At 68.7% G+C, this 14,452-nt stretch carries 13 protein-coding genes and 1 riboswitch; of the genes, 8 read left to right on the plus strand and 5 right to left on the minus strand.

Annotated features, from left to right (window positions below):
* Positions 1-7 precede the first annotated feature (7 nt).
* From BLQ14_RS10310 to BLQ14_RS10325, 4 genes are all read right to left on the minus strand, one after another.
* A complete protein-coding gene (locus tag BLQ14_RS10310; protein ID WP_092500475.1) occupies positions 8-1,045 on the minus strand; it encodes a rod shape-determining protein in 1,038 nt (345 codons plus the stop codon).
* 168 nt (positions 1,046-1,213) lie between these two features.
* Entirely contained in the window at positions 1,214-2,794 is a 1,581-nt protein-coding gene (locus BLQ14_RS10315; RefSeq protein WP_092500476.1) for a 2-isopropylmalate synthase, read from the minus strand.
* Between the two features lie 224 nt (positions 2,795-3,018).
* Complete coding sequence (locus tag BLQ14_RS10320; RefSeq protein WP_092500477.1) at positions 3,019-3,813, minus strand: glutathione S-transferase family protein; 795 nt, start codon at positions 3,811-3,813, stop codon at positions 3,019-3,021.
* A 46-nt stretch (positions 3,814-3,859) separates the two neighbouring features.
* A complete protein-coding gene (locus tag BLQ14_RS10325; protein WP_425412098.1) occupies positions 3,860-5,302 on the minus strand; it encodes an MORN repeat-containing protein in 1,443 nt (480 codons plus the stop codon).
* A gap of 173 nt (positions 5,303-5,475) precedes the next feature.
* Between BLQ14_RS10325 and BLQ14_RS10330 the strand changes: the two genes are divergently transcribed.
* Positions 5,476-7,143 carry an NAD+ synthase gene (locus tag BLQ14_RS10330; RefSeq protein ID WP_092500478.1) on the plus strand — a complete coding sequence of 556 codons (1,668 nt, stop codon included), beginning with the start codon at positions 5,476-5,478 and terminating at the stop codon, positions 7,141-7,143.
* 7 nt (positions 7,144-7,150) lie between these two features.
* On the opposite strand, the gene BLQ14_RS10335 is transcribed toward BLQ14_RS10330, so the two are convergent.
* The gene (locus tag BLQ14_RS10335; RefSeq protein WP_092500479.1) at positions 7,151-8,101 is read right to left on the minus strand and encodes a 1-phosphofructokinase family hexose kinase; all 951 of its coding nucleotides are present in this window, start codon (positions 8,099-8,101) and stop codon (positions 7,151-7,153) included.
* Between the two features lie 118 nt (positions 8,102-8,219).
* A riboswitch (TPP riboswitch) is annotated at positions 8,220-8,348 on the plus strand.
* 131 nt (positions 8,349-8,479) lie between these two features.
* Between BLQ14_RS10335 and thiC the strand changes: the two genes are divergently transcribed.
* The 7 genes from thiC to BLQ14_RS10370 are packed head-to-tail and all read left to right on the plus strand — an operon-like array spanning position 8,480 to position 14,427.
* Entirely contained in the window at positions 8,480-10,270 is a 1,791-nt protein-coding gene (thiC, locus tag BLQ14_RS10340) for a phosphomethylpyrimidine synthase ThiC (protein WP_092500480.1), read from the plus strand.
* Positions 10,270-11,211: an FAD-dependent oxidoreductase gene (locus BLQ14_RS10345; protein WP_092500481.1), complete on the plus strand. Its 942-nt coding sequence runs from the start codon at positions 10,270-10,272 to the stop codon at positions 11,209-11,211. The genes thiC and BLQ14_RS10345 overlap by 1 nt, the downstream gene beginning before the upstream one ends.
* Positions 11,196-11,393 carry a sulfur carrier protein ThiS gene (gene thiS, locus BLQ14_RS10350; RefSeq protein WP_092500482.1) on the plus strand — a complete coding sequence of 66 codons (198 nt, stop codon included), beginning with the start codon at positions 11,196-11,198 and terminating at the stop codon, positions 11,391-11,393. The genes BLQ14_RS10345 and thiS overlap by 16 nt, the downstream gene beginning before the upstream one ends.
* Before the next feature lies 1 nt (position 11,394).
* On the plus strand, positions 11,395-12,153 hold the full coding sequence (locus BLQ14_RS10355; protein WP_092500483.1) for a thiazole synthase: 759 nt from the start codon (positions 11,395-11,397) through the stop codon (positions 12,151-12,153).
* Entirely contained in the window at positions 12,153-12,758 is a 606-nt protein-coding gene (locus BLQ14_RS10360; RefSeq protein WP_092500484.1) for a thiamine phosphate synthase, read from the plus strand. Before BLQ14_RS10355 ends, BLQ14_RS10360 begins: the two co-directional genes overlap by 1 nt.
* Entirely contained in the window at positions 12,755-13,678 is a 924-nt protein-coding gene (locus BLQ14_RS10365) for a HesA/MoeB/ThiF family protein (protein WP_092500485.1), read from the plus strand. The genes BLQ14_RS10360 and BLQ14_RS10365 overlap by 4 nt, the downstream gene beginning before the upstream one ends.
* Entirely contained in the window at positions 13,675-14,427 is a 753-nt protein-coding gene (locus tag BLQ14_RS10370) for a bifunctional hydroxymethylpyrimidine kinase/phosphomethylpyrimidine kinase (RefSeq protein WP_092500486.1), read from the plus strand. Before BLQ14_RS10365 ends, BLQ14_RS10370 begins: the two co-directional genes overlap by 4 nt.
* Positions 14,428-14,452 lie beyond the last annotated feature (25 nt).

Consider the following 14,452-nt stretch of genomic DNA (forward strand, 5'->3'; position numbering starts at 1 on the left):
TCGGGTCTCAGCTCTCGTAGTCTATCACGTGGCGGAGCTGTTTTTCGTATTCTAGGGCCTTGCCGGTTCCGAGCGCCACACAATTCAACGGCTCGTCTGCCACCGAAATCGCAAGCCCGGTCTGCTCCCTGAGCGCCAGATCGAGATCCCCCAGAAGCGCGCCGCCGCCGGTGAGCATCACGCCGCGGTCGACGATGTCGGCGGCAAGATCGGGCGGCGTGGCCTCGAGCGCGGTCATCACCGCCTCGCAGATCTGCTGCACCGGCTCGGCCAGCGCCTCGGCCACCTGCGCCTGGTTGATCTCGATTTCCTTCGGCACCCCGTTCAGGAGATCGCGCCCGCGGATCTGCATGCTTGCGCCGCGCCCGTCGTCGGGCATGCGCGCGGTGCCGATGGAGGTCTTGATCCGCTCGGCGGTGGACTCGCCGATGAGCAGGTTCTGCTGACGTCGCAGGTAGCTGATGATCGCCTCGTCCATGCGGTCGCCGCCCACCCGGATCGAGCGCGCATAGACGATGTCGCCAAGGCTGAGAACCGCCACCTCGGTGGTGCCGCCGCCAATGTCCACGACCATCGAGCCAGTCGGGTCGGTGATCGGCATGCCCGCGCCGATGGCCGCGGCGATCGGCTCGGCGATGAGCCCCGCGCGCCGCGCGCCCGCCGACAGCACCGACTGGCGAATCGCCCGCTTTTCCACCGGCGTCGCGCCATGGGGCACGCAGACGATGATCTTCGGCTTGGAGAAGGTCGTGCGCTTGTGCACCTTGCGGATGAAGTGCTTGATCATCTCCTCCGCGGTGTCGAAGTCGGCGATCACGCCCTCGCGCATCGGCCGGATCGCCTCGATCGAGCCGGGCGTGCGCCCCAGCATCAGCTTGGCGTCCTCACCCACCGCGAGCACCTGCTTGCGCCCGTCCTTGACGTGGTAGGCAACCACCGAGGGCTCGTTGAGGATGATCCCGCGGCCCTTGACGTAGACGAGCGTATTGGCGGTGCCGAGGTCGATCGCCATGTCGGAAGAGAACAGGCCGGCGAGAGAAAGCATGTCGTGTGATGTCCCATTGCCCGAAGGGGCCGATACCGGCCCGGCCCAACGGCCGCCCGGCGCCCCCGTCCGTCGCTGCGGGTTATAGGTAGTCGCCGGGCCGAGGGAAAGGCCCCGACCCGGCGCACCGGCACATTTCCGCCGCGGTCCCGCGGCGGCTGCGGGCGCTCAGCCCGCGTCCTTGTAGGAGATTTCCTTGCGGTCGCTGCCCAGCTTCTGGCGGCGCATGATCAGGCGGTTGAGCGCCATGATATAGGCCTTGGCCGAGGCCACCACCGTGTCGGTGTCGGAGGCCTGCCCGGTGGCGATGCGCCCCTCCTCCTCCATCCGCACCGAGACGGTGGCCTGCGCATCCGTTCCCTCGGTGACGGCATGCACCTGATAGAGTTCGAGCCGGGCGTCGTGCGGGTAGATCTTCTTCACCGCGTTGAAGGCGGCATCCACCGGCCCGTCGCCCGTGGCGGTCACCTGATGGTCCTTGCCGTCCACGCTCAGGATCATGTCGGCCGATTGCGGCGCCTCGGTGCCGCAGATCACCCGCAGGAACTTCAGCTGCAGATGATCGGTGGCGTGATCGGCGGCCTGATCCTGCACGAGCGCGATCAGGTCGTCGTCGAACACCTCCTTCTTGCGGTCTGCAAGCGCCTTGAAACGCACGAAGATGTCGTTGAGCTGGTTGTCGGCGACCTCGAAGCCGAGTTCCTTGAGCTTGGCGCGCAGTGCCGCCCGGCCCGAGTGCTTGCCCATCACGAGGCTGGTGGATTTCAGCCCCACATCCTCGGGCCGCATGATCTCGAAGGTGTCGGCGCTCTTCAGCATCCCGTCCTGATGGATGCCGGACTCGTGGGCGAAGGCGTTCTTGCCGACGATCGCCTTGTTGTATTGCACCGGAAAGCCCGACACGGCCGAGACGCGGCGCGAGATGTTCATGATCTTGGTGGTGTCGATCCGGGTGCGGTAGGGCAGGATGTCGTTGCGCACCCGCATTGCCATCACCACCTCCTCGAGCGCGGTGTTGCCGGCGCGCTCGCCGAGCCCGTTGATGGTGCACTCGATCTGCCGCGCGCCGCCTTCCACGGCAGCCAGCGCATTGGCCGTGGCCATCCCGAGGTCATTGTGGCAGTGGGTGGAGAAGATCACCTCATCGGCCCCCGGCACCTCTTCGATCAGCCGGCGGATGAGGCGGGCCGATTCGAAGGGCACGGTGTAGCCGACCGTGTCGGGAATGTTGATGGTGGTTGCACCCGCCTTGATGGCCACCTCGACCACGCGCTTGAGGTAGTCCCACTCGGTGCGGGTGGCATCCATCGGCGACCACTGCACGTTGTCGCACAGATTGCGCGCGTGCGTCACCGTGTCGTGGATGCGCTCGATCATCTCCTCCTTGGTCAGGTTGGGGATGGCGCGGTGCTGGGGCGAGGTGCCGATGAAGGTGTGAATGCGCGGCTGGCGCGCGTGGCGCACCGCTTCCCAGCAGCGGTCGATGTCCTTGAAATTGGCGCGCGCGAGCCCGCAGACGACCGCGTTCTTCGTGCGCTTGGCGATCTCGGAGACCGCGAGAAAATCACCTTCCGAGGCGATGGGGAAGCCTGCCTCGATGATGTCCACGCCCATCTCGTCGAGAAGCTCGGCGATCTCCAGCTTCTCCTCATGGGTCATGGTGGCGCCGGGGCTCTGCTCGCCGTCGCGCAGCGTCGTGTCGAAGATCAGGACGCGGTCCTGCTCGGTGGTGGTGGCGGTATCGGTCATGGTCGTGATCCGTTCGAGTTCCTTAGGCCAGTGTGTCTGCCGGCGCGGGCGGATACCTCTGAGCGTTCGCGCCGAAGGGCACGCTCAGAGGCGGCTAAGGAGAAGCAGGGTCGGGGCAAGCGGATGCGGCGCGCGCGCGGCGCACGGAACCGGGATATGAACGCAGCCCATCATGGCGCGCATCATAGGCCGAACGGCGCGCGAGGCAACCGCGGAATCGCCTCTCAGGCCATCAGGCCGAGTTCGGCGTCGTCGGCGATGCGGTCGTACTTGTCACGCGGCGGCCAAGGGCGCTCGCGCCAGTGGGGTGAAAAGGCAAAGCTCGACTTCTGCCGCCCTTCGGGCAGGGCTCCGTTGCCCACACCCACGGCATAGTCATAGTAGAGCTTGATGATTTCCTCGCGGCTCACCTGTTGCACGGCGGGATGCGCGAGGCATGCGTCGCGCCAGCGCCGGGCGCGGTCGTAGTCCTCCCCCTCGGGCAGGTCGAAGCCCTCGTAGTAGTCCAGAAACCAAAAACGCATGAACATCGGCGTATAGACTGCCTCGACGAGGCCGAAGTCGTCGAACAGGAAAGTACCGCCGGGATTGAAGTGCCCGAGCTCGGCGTTGAGCCAGCGCCAGTGCGCCAGGTGCGCCTCGCGCAAGGCGTCGGTGCGGGCGCGGTCGCGGTTCATCACGAACAGGTAGCCCGACATGGTGAAAGGCCCCTCGCGCGAGATCAGGAAGCGTTCCACCGAGCGTTCCCACGGGTCGCGCCGGGCCACTGGCCGGGCGTCGAAGGCTTCCTCGACGTATTGCAGGATCACGAGGCTTTCCTTGATCACCCTTCCGTTGCCGAGATCCATGATCGGCAGCGCGGTCGTGCCGCGCGAGAGTGCCAGAAGATTGGCGTCGCGCGGCCGGGTGATGTCGACGACCTCGAAGCGGATGGCATCGGAAATGCCTTTGAGCGCAAGCAGGATCTCCACGCGCTGGGAAAAGGGGCAGACGGGAATGTGGTAGATGCGAGGCACCATTCGCCGACACTATCGGCGGCGTTCCATCCCGCGCAAGAGCAACCTTCTATTCGCTCACGGTTCCTGCGCCGGCATCCGCCCCCGCCGGCTCCACCAGCGCGCCGTTTTCCCACATGCCCGAGGCCTCCTCGCCGCCGGCATAGCGGATGGTGCCCTGCCCCTGCCGCTTGCCGTTGACGAATTCGCCTTCATAGACCGAGCCGTCGGGATAGCGGGCCACGCCGCGGCCGCTGATCTCGCCGTTCTTCCATTCGCCAGTGTAGGTGAACCCGTCGGGCATGGTGATGGTGCCCTGACCGTGGCGCTGGCCGTCGCGGAATTCGCCCTCGTAGACGGTGCCGTCGGGATAGACGGCGCGGCCGGTGCCGTGGCGTTTGCCATCCACCCAGTCGCCCTCGTAGACGTAGCCGTCGGGGTAGGTCATCTTGCCCTTGCCGTGGATGCGCCCGCCGAGGAACTCGCCCTCGTAGACGAGCCCGTTGGCATAGCGCGCCACGCCCGTGCCCTCGATCACGCCGGCGCGCCACGCGCCCTCGTAGGAGGAGCCGTCGGGATAGGTGATCTTGCCCGTTCCATCGGCCAGATCGTTGCGGAACTCGCCCTCGTAGACCGAACCGTCGGGGTAGGTCACGCGGCCCACGCCCTCGATGTGCCCGTCAACCCATTCGCCGTCATAGACATAGCCGTCGGTGGCGGTGAAGACGCCGCGGCCGTGACGCTTGTCGTTCAGGAACTCGCCTTCATAGGTGTCGCCATTGGCGTAGATGACCTTCCCGCGCCCCTGCCGGCGGCCATTGACGAACTCGCCCTCGTAGACATCGCCGTTGGGCTGGGTGAGCGTGCCACGCCCGTTGATCTCGCCGCCCTTCCATTCCCCCGAGTAGACGGTGCCGTCGGGCAGGGTCAGCGTGCCGAAGCCTTCGCGCAGCCCGGCAACGAGATCGCCCTCATAGACGGCGCCGTCAGGGTAGGTGATGCGCCCCTTGCCCTGCTTGACGCCATTGACCCAGTCACCCTCGTAGACATAGCCCGAGGGGCTTTCCATCCGGCCCTTGCCGTGATGCATGGCGTTGAGAAAACCGCCCTCATAGCGCACGCCATTGGCATAGACGGCCACGCCCTCGCCGGTGATCTTGCCCTCGACCCAGTCACCCTCATAGGTGCCGCCGTCGGCAAAGGTGATCTTGCCGTAGCCGTGCGGCTTGCCCTTCTCGAAGCGGCCCTCGTAGACCGAGCCGTTGGGAAAGCGCGCCGTGCCCTGGCCCTTGATCTCGCCCTCGACCCATTCGCCGGTGTACTGATAGCCGTTCGGCAAGGTGTAGGTGCCGAAGCCGTGCATCTTGCCGTCCTTGAAGGTGCCCTCGTAGACACCCCCGTCATCGAACTGCTTGACGCCTTCCTCGGTGCCGGACTGGGCAAGAAGCCCTCCGGGCGCCATGCCGATCACCAAGGAGGCCACCATCGCCGCAGTGAAGGCGCGCACGCTCATCCCGGCCCACGTCTTTCGATCCCGCATCTTCATCATACTGCCCGAAAGCCCCCAACTCGCTTTCGTCAAACTAGGCCAGCAGCCCGCATCTGGCAACGTCCTCGGCCTGCGGCTGCTTTCCCCCCGCGCGCGATCTGGTAAGACAAGGCGGCAGCGACGAGGAAAGGCGCGAGATGGCAGAAACGTTCCGCATCACCCTGGCCCAGCTCAACCCGACCGTGGGCGCGATCGACGAGAATGCGTGCCGCGCGCGAGAGGTATGGGCCGAGGCAAGAGAGGCCGGCGCGGACATGGTCGCCTTTCCCGAGATGTTCGTCACCGGCTACCAGACGCAGGATCTGGTGATGAAGCCCGCCTTCACCGCGCACGCCATGCGCGCCATCGAGGCGCTGGCGGCGGACTGCGCCGATGGTCCGGCCATCGGCATCGGCGGGCCGTTTGCCGCGCAAGGGCGGCTCTACAATGCCTGGCACGTTCTGGACGGGGGCACGGTGCGCGCCCGTGTGCTCAAGCACCGCCTGCCCAACGAGGGCGTCTTCGACGAGGTGCGCCTGTTCGACCCCGGCCCGATTTCGGGGCCCTACCGCATCGGCCCCATCCGCATCGGCACGCCGATTTGCGAGGATGCCTGGCACGCGGAAGTGCCCGAGGCGCTGGCCGAGACCGGGGCGGAAATCCTGCTCGTGCCGAACGGTTCGCCCTATTACCGCGGCAAGTTCGACAGGCGCATGGCGCACATGGTTGCCCGCAATGTCGAGACCGGCCTGCCGCTCGTCTATCTCAACATGGTCGGGGGGCAGGACGACCAGGTCTTCGACGGCGGCAGCTTCGTCTTGAACCGCCGCGGCGCGCTCGCGGTGCAGATGCCGCTGTTCGAAGAGGCCGTGACCCATGTGGACTTCGAGCGCCGCGAAGAAGGCTGGGTGGCGCTGCCAGGCGAGCGCGCGCGCTTTCCCGACGAGTGGGAGCAGGACTATCGCGTGATGGTCGAGGCCCTGCGCGACTACCTGCGCAAGACCGGCTTCTCCAAGGTGCTGCTGGGGCTCTCGGGGGGCGTGGACAGCGCGCTGACCGCGACCATCGCCGTCGATGCACTCGGCCCCGAAAACGTGCGCTGCGTGATGCTGCCCTCCGAGTACACGTCGCAAAGCTCGCTGGAGGATGCCGCCGCCGTGGCCAAGGCGCTGGGCTGCCGTCTCGACACCCTGCCCATCTCGGGGCCGCGCGCGGCGGTGACCGAGGCGCTCGCCCCCTTCTTCGAGGGGCTCGAGCCGGACGTGACCGAGGAGAACATCCAGTCGCGCCTGCGCGGGCTTCTTCTGATGGCGCTTTCGAACAAGTTCGGCGAGATGCTCCTGACCACCGGCAACAAGTCGGAGGTGGCGGTGGGCTATGCCACGATCTACGGCGACATGTGCGGCGGCTACAATCCGCTGAAGGATCTCTACAAGACCCGCGTCTTTGAAACCTGCCGCTGGCGCAACGAGACGCATCGGCCGTGGATGAAAGGGCCGGCCGGCGAGGTCATCCCTCAGAGGGTCATCGACAAACCGCCCTCGGCCGAACTGCGTCCCGATCAGAGGGACGAGGACAGCCTTCCGCCCTATCCCGTGCTTGATGCGATCCTCGAGGGGCTCGTGGATCGCGAGGCCTCGGTGGCCGAACTTGTGGCCGACGGGTTTGACGAGGCGACGGTGCGCAAGGTGGAGCGGCTCATCTACATCTCCGAGTACAAGCGCTTCCAGGCCGCGCCCGGTGCGCGCCTGACCAGCCGCGCCTTCTGGCTCGACCGCCGTTACCCCATCGTCAACCGCTGGCGCGACCCCGGCGAGCCGCTCTGAGCCGCGCTCAGAGCTGCGTGAGTTCGCACTGGGCGAGCAAGGTCTCGGTAAGCTTTCGGTCGCACAGCCGCGTGGCCTCCGAGGCGACCGCCGCCGCCGCCGCGGCCACGCCCGCCTTCAGCGCTTCCGCCACCGGTTCGCCGCGCGCGAACCAAAGCGCGAAGGCGCCAACGAAGCTGTCGCCCGCGCCCACCTTCGAGACGACCGGCACGCGCGGCGCGACCGCATGCCAGCGCCCTTCGGCGTTGGCGAGCACCGAGCCATCGGCGCCACGTGCCACGATGACGTTTCTCGCCACGCCGCGCGCGACGAGCTCGCTGGCGAAATCCGCGCTGTCGGTGCGGCTGGGCAGCTTGCGGCCGGCAAGCGCCTCGGCCTCGGCGTCATCCATGCGCAGGCAGAACACCGTCTCATGCGGCTGGCCGGCAAGATGCACGAGCGCCGGGCCGGAGGTATCGACGATCAGCCGCGCGCCGCGCCCGCGCACGTGCTCCGCAAGGATCGAGGGAAACTCCTTGGCCACCCCCGGCGGCTGCGAGCCGGAGAGCACCACCAGCGTGCCGTCGCCAGTGGCCTGATCGATGGAGACAAGGCCACGCGCGACATCCTCCTCCTGCCATGCGGGGCCGGGCATCACGAATCGGTACTGCTCGCCGCTGGCGGCATCGGTGACCGAAAAGCTCATCCGCGTCTCGCCGGGCCCCTGAAAGGCGACGGTCGGAACACCTTCGAGCGCCAGAAGCTGCAACAGCCGCGCCCCGTTCGCCCCGCCGATGGCGATGAGCGCCGTCGCCTGCCCGCCAAGCATGCGGATGGCGCGGGCCACGTTGATGCCGCCGCCGCCTGGGTCCACATGCGGCTCCGAGCAGCGCAGCTTCACGTCGGGAATGATTCTCGGTGCGGTGGTGGCAAAGTCCACCGCCGGGTTGAGCGTGATGGTGAGAATGTCGGTGCGCATGCGCCCTCCGCCTCGCGCGAATGATGCCGCCCCATGCCATGAAACGGCAGGTTAGCGCAAACGGCTTGCATGGCCACCGGGCGATGGGCTTGACAGGCCGTCGCCGCCGGTTAGGGTCGGGCTCAGTCAGGGGAGTCCCGCCAAGGGGACTGAGAGGCTGACGGGGTTTCCCGAAGGGAACCCGGCGAAGCGACCCTTTGAACCTGACCCAGTTGATACTGGCGTAGGAAGACCGGGAGGATTTCCGCCACAAGCGATCACGCGGCGGTCCTTTCGGGCCGGAGCGGCCCATTCGTGCAGGCGCACAGCAATGCGGGCCGCCTCTGTCCCCTTTCTGCAAAAGTCGTCTTCTGGGTCTCGTCGCAAGAGGAGACCGAGATGAAGGACACCGCCACCCCCACCGTCACCACCGGCCCGCTGCCGGCCTCGCGCAAGATCCATGTCGCGGGGCAGTTGCACGACATCCGGGTGCCGATGCGCGAGATCGCGCTGAGCGGCGAGCCGCCGCTCACCGTGTATGACAGCTCCGGCCCCTATACCGACCCCGAGGCGCGGATCGACATCGCCCGCGGCCTGCCGCGTTGGCGCGGTGCGTGGCTGCGCGCGCGCGGCGACGTGGAGGAATGGGACCCGCGCCCCGTCACCGCCGCCGACAACGGCTTTGCCAAGGGCGCGCGGCTTGCGCCGGAATTCCCCGTGCGTCACCGCCCGCTGCGCGCGCGGGAAGGGCGCGCGGTGACGCAGCTGGCCTATGCCCGCGCCGGCATCATCACGCCCGAGATGGAATATGTCGCCATCCGCGAGAACGAGCGCCGCACCGCCGCCCATGCGCGCGATGGCGAGCCCTTCGGCGCCGACATCCCCGACCTCGTGACGCCGGAATTCGTGCGCCAGGAAATCGCCGCCGGCCGCGCCATCATCCCCGCCAACATCAACCACCCCGAGCTCGAGCCGATGATCATCGGCCGCAACTTCAAGGTGAAGGTCAACGCCAATATCGGCAATTCCGCCGTCACCTCGGGCATGGAGGAAGAGGTGGAAAAGATGGTCTGGGCCATCCGCTGGGGCGCGGACACGGTGATGGACCTCTCGACGGGGCGGAACATCCACAACATCCGCGAATGGATCATCCGCAACAGCCCCGTGCCCATTGGCACGGTGCCGATCTATCAGGCGCTCGAGAAGGTGGGCGGCGTGGCCGAGGATCTGACCTGGGAGATCTTTCGCGATACGCTGATCGAACAGGCCGAACAGGGGGTGGACTACTTCACCATCCACGCCGGGCTGCGCCTGCACATGATCCCGATGACCGCCAAACGGGTAACCGGCATCGTCAGCCGGGGCGGCTCGATCATCGCCAAGTGGTGTCTGCACCATCACCGCGAGTCCTTCCTCTACGAGCATTTCGAGGAGATCTGCGACATCGCGCGCGCCTATGACGTGAGCTTCAGCCTCGGCGACGGGCTGCGGCCCGGCTCGATTGCCGACGCCAATGACGAGGCGCAGTTCGCCGAGCTGCGCACGCTTGGGGAGCTGACGAAGATCGCCAGGGAGAAGGACTGCCAGGTGATGATCGAGGGCCCCGGCCATGTGCCCATGCACAAGATCCGCGAGAACATGGAGGAGCAGCTCAAGCACTGCCACGAGGCGCCCTTCTACACGCTGGGGCCGCTCACCACCGACATCGCGCCGGGATACGACCACATCACCAGCGCCATCGGTGCTGCGATGATCGGCTGGTTCGGCACCGCGATGCTCTGCTACGTCACGCCGAAGGAGCATCTGGGCCTGCCCGACCGCGATGACGTGAAGACCGGCGTCATCACCTACAAACTGGCCGCCCATGCCGCCGATCTGGCCAAGGGCCACCCCGGCGCGCGGGCACGCGACGACGCGCTGAGCCGGGCGCGCTTCGAGTTCCGCTGGGAAGATCAGTTCAACCTTGGGCTCGACCCCGACACCGCCCGCGCCATGCATGACGAGACCCTGCCCGCCGAGGCGCACAAGCTGGCGCATTTCTGCTCCATGTGCGGGCCGAAGTTCTGCTCGATGAAGATCAGCCACGACATCCGCGCCGAGGCCGAACGCCAGAAGGGCATGCAGGAGATGGCCGGGAAATTCCGCGAGAAGGGCGCGCTCTACGTGCCCGCCGAGGCGGAGGAGGGGTGATGATCTCGGTCCTTGGTGGGGGAGTGGCGGGGCTCTGCGCCGCCACCGCCCTGGCCGAGCGGGGGCTGGCGGTGGAGGTCATCGAGTCCGAGGAGGCGCCCGCGCCAGTCTCGCTGCTCGCCGGCGGGATGCTCGCGCCCTTCTGCGAGGGCGAGGCGGCGCCGGCTCAGGTGGTGCAAATGGGGCTCTCGGCCGCCGACTGGTGGGAAGCGCATGGCGCCAAGGTGCACCGGCGCGGCACGCTGGTCGTCGCGCCCGCGCGCGACGCGGCCGAGCTTGACCGCTTTGCGCGGCTCACGCGGGGCCATGAATGGGTCGATCCCGGCGCGCTGGAGCCCGACCTTGCGGGCCGATTCGCGCGTGGCCTCTTCTTCCGGGTCGAGGCGCACATGGACCCTTGCGCCGCGCTTGCCGCACTGCGCAGGCAGCTGGCGGCGCGCGGGGTGCGCTTCCATGCCGGACCGGCGCGCGGGCGGATCGTCGATTGCACCGGCTGGGCGGCGGCGGCGCATCTGCCCGACCTGCGCCCGGTGCGCGGCGAGATGTTGATGCTCCGCGCGCCGGAGGTGACGCTCTCGCGCACCGTGCGGCTCCTGCATCCGCGCTTTCCCTGCTACATCGTCCCGCGCGGGGACGGGCAGTACATGATCGGCGCGACCATGGTGGAAAGCGCGCGCCCCGGCCCCGTCACCGCGCGGGCGGTGATGGAGCTGCTGTCCGCCGCATGGACCGTGCACCCCGCCTTCGCCGAGGCCGAGGTCACCGCCACCGGCGCGGGCCTGCGCCCCGCCTTTCCCGACAACATTCCCGCGATCCGGCGCGCGGGCGAGCGCATCCACGTCAATGGGATGTATCGCCACGGCTTTCTGTGCGCGCCGCATCTGGCCGAGGCCCTTGCGGGCGAACTGGTCGAGGAGCTTGCCCCATGCGCATCGAACTGAACGGACAACCGCTCGAAACCGAGGCCCCCGATCTCGCCGCGCTTCTCGCCGAGCGCGGGCTCACGCCTGAAACCGTCGCCACTGCGCTCAACGGCGCCTTCGTGCCGCGCGAGCGCCGCGGGGCAACGCCGCTCAGCGAAGGCGACAGGGTCGAGGTTCTCTCGCCCATGCAGGGGGGCTGAAATGTTCTATGGCGTCGAATTGACCTCGCGGCTGATGCTGGGCACCGCGCAATACCCCTCGCCCGCCGTGCTGCGGGCGGCGATCGCGGCCTCGGGCACGCAGGTCATCACCGTCAGCCTGCGCCGCGAGGGGGCGGAGGGCGCGCGGTTTCGCGAGATCATCGCCGAGGCCGGCTGCCGCATCCTGCCCAACACCGCCGGCTGCCACAGCGCCCGCGAGGCCGTCACCACCGCGCAGATGGCGCGCGAGCTGTTCGGCACGAACTGGATCAAGCTCGAGGTGATCGGTCACGCCGACACTCTGCAGCCCGATCCCTTCGCGCTGGTGGAGGCCGCGCGCATCCTCTGCGCCGAGGGCTTCGAGGTTTTCCCCTACACCACCGAGGATCTGGTGCTGGGCGAGAAGCTGGTCGAGGCGGGTTGCCGGGTGCTGATGCCCTGGGGCGCGCCGATCGGCTCGGGGCAGGGGTTGCGCAATGTCGAGGGGTTGCGCGCGATGCGGGCGCATTTCCCCGACACGCCGCTCGTGATCGACGCCGGGATCGGCACACCGTCGGACGCCGCGCGCGCGATGGAGATGGGGTTTGACGCGGTGCTTCTCAACACCGCCGTGGCGCGGGCGGGCGACCCTGTCACCATGGCGCGCGCCTTCGCCCGCGCGGTCGAGGCCGGGCGGCTGGGGTTCAAGGCCGGGCTGATGCCGCGCCGCGACATGGCCCAGCCGTCGACCCCGGTCTTCGGTATGGCGGAGCTCGGCTGATGCTCGACCGTTTCTATCTCATCTGCGGCGATGCGGCGCTGATCGAACGGCTTGTGCCTTTGGGCGTGCGCACGGTGCAACTGCGCGCCAAGGGCCTTGCCCCCGAAGCACTCCGGGCCGAGGCGCTGCGCGCGCGCGACATCTGCGGGTGCCACGGCGCGACGCTGATCCTGAACGATCATTGGCAGCTTGCGCTCGATCTCGGCATCGGCTGGGTGCATCTGGGGCAGGAGGACCTGGACAGCGCCGACATCACCGCCCTGCGGCGCGCGGGGGTGCGCTTCGGGCTCTCCACCCATGATGAGGCCGAGCTTGATCGCGCGCTTGCCCTGGACCCCGCCTATGTGGCGCTCGGGCCGGTCTGGCCGACGCTTCTGAAGCAGATGAAATGGGCGCCTCAGGGCCTTGGGCGCGTGAGCGAGTGGAAGCGCCGCATCGGTGCGCTGCCGCTGGTGGCGATCGGAGGCATCACGCCCGAGCGCGCGCCCCTGGTGCTTGATGCCGGGGCCGACAGCGCCGCCGTCGTCACCGACATCGCCACCGCGCCCGACCCCGAGGCGCGTTGCCGCGAATGGCTTTCCGTCACCCGAAAGGCGGCGCCATGAGCCGCTACAGCCGCCAGGAAATCCTGCCCGAAGTCGGGCCCGCCGGTCACGCCCGCCTTGCCCGGTCGCATGTAGTGGTGGCAGGTGCGGGCGGGCTTGGCGCGACGCTCCTGCCGCTTCTGGCAGGCGCAGGCGTGGGGCGCATCACCCTCTATGACCCCGACCGCGTGGAGGAGCACAACCTCCACCGCCAGACGCTCTACCGGATGGATGACATCGGTCGCCCCAAGGCCGAGGCCGCGGCGCGGCACCTCGCCGCCCTCAACCCCGAAATCGCCGTCGAGGCAGCCGCGCGCCCGCTCTGGCCCGACCTCGAGGCGCGGAGCCTTGCCGGTGCGGATGCGGTGATCGACGCCGCCGACATGCTGGCGGCGAGCTATGCGCTTTCCGACCATTGCCACGCCTCGGCCACCCCCTTCATTACCGCCTCGGTGCAGGGGCGGCGGGGCTATGCAGGCGGCTTCTGCGGCGGTGTGGCGCCAAGCCTGCGCGCCGTCTTCCCCGACCCGGACCCCGGCGCACAGAGCTGCGCGAGTGCGGGGGTGATGGGGCCGGCGGTGGCGCTTCTCGGCGCGCTGCAGGCGCAGATGGCGCTTGCGGTGCTGCTCGGTCACGAACCCTCGCCGCTCGGTCTGATGGTCAGCACCGATCTTGCCAGCTGGCAGATCTCCCACTTCCGCTTCGAGGGCGCGCCCGAGCCCACCCGCCCGCTGCCGGAGGTGGTCGCGCCGGGCCAGATCGCAGCGGGAGACGTGGTGATCGACCTGCGGCGGGGCGAGGACGCAACGGCCGAAGCGCCCCGGGGCCGCCGCGTCGTGTTTCTCTGCGCAACCGGGCTGCGCGCCTGGCGCGCGGCGCGCGCGCTCATCGCCTCGGGCCATGACCGCGTGGCCATTGCCGCCGCCGGGGCAGGCCCGTGAGCGCGCGCGTTCTCTTCATCGGAGGCACCGACTCGAGCGGCGGGGCCGGGCTTGCGCGCGACATCACGACTGCCGCGCGGCTTGGTGCCGAACCGGCGGTGGCGGTGACATCGGTCACGGCGCAGTCCGATGAAGCGGTCGCCGCCGCGCATCATCTGCCGCCCGCCCATGTCGCCGCGCAGATCAGCGCGGCGGGTCCGGTCGCCGCCGTCAAGTCCGGCATGCTGGCCAATGCCGCCATCGTCGAAGCTGTTGCCCGGAGCCTGCCCGACGCGCCGTTGGTGATCGATCCGGTGCTGGCGGCGAGTTCCGGTCACGCCCTGATCGATGCGGAAGGCGTGGAGGCGCTTCTTGCCCTGCTCCTGCCGCGCGCGGCCCTCCTCACCCCAAACCTGCCCGAGCTTTCCCGTCTTGCCCGGCATCTGGGGCTGGCACCGGATGCGCCGGTGCACGCCTGCACCGGGGCGCTTCTTGCGCAGGGCTGCGGCGCGGTGCTGGTCAAGGGCGGGCATGGCGCGCCCGCGGCCGTTTGCACGGACGCGCTCTATACCGCGCCGGACAGGCCGCCCCAACTCTTCGAGGGGCCACGACTTGCCGGCAGCCTGCGCGGAACCGGTTGCAGGCTCGCGAGCGGCATCGCCGTTTTCCTCGCCCGCGGCCTTCCTCTCGAGGCAGCCATCGGGCGCTCGCGCGCCGAGCTCCTCTCGGAGTTCCGCCGCGCCATTCCGGCGGGTGCCGCCAAGCGGTGACCACGGCGCGCGGCCGTGGCCACCT

It is taken from the genome of Meinhardsimonia xiamenensis (assembly GCF_900102905.1).
Classification (GTDB): domain Bacteria; phylum Pseudomonadota; class Alphaproteobacteria; order Rhodobacterales; family Rhodobacteraceae; genus Meinhardsimonia; species Meinhardsimonia xiamenensis.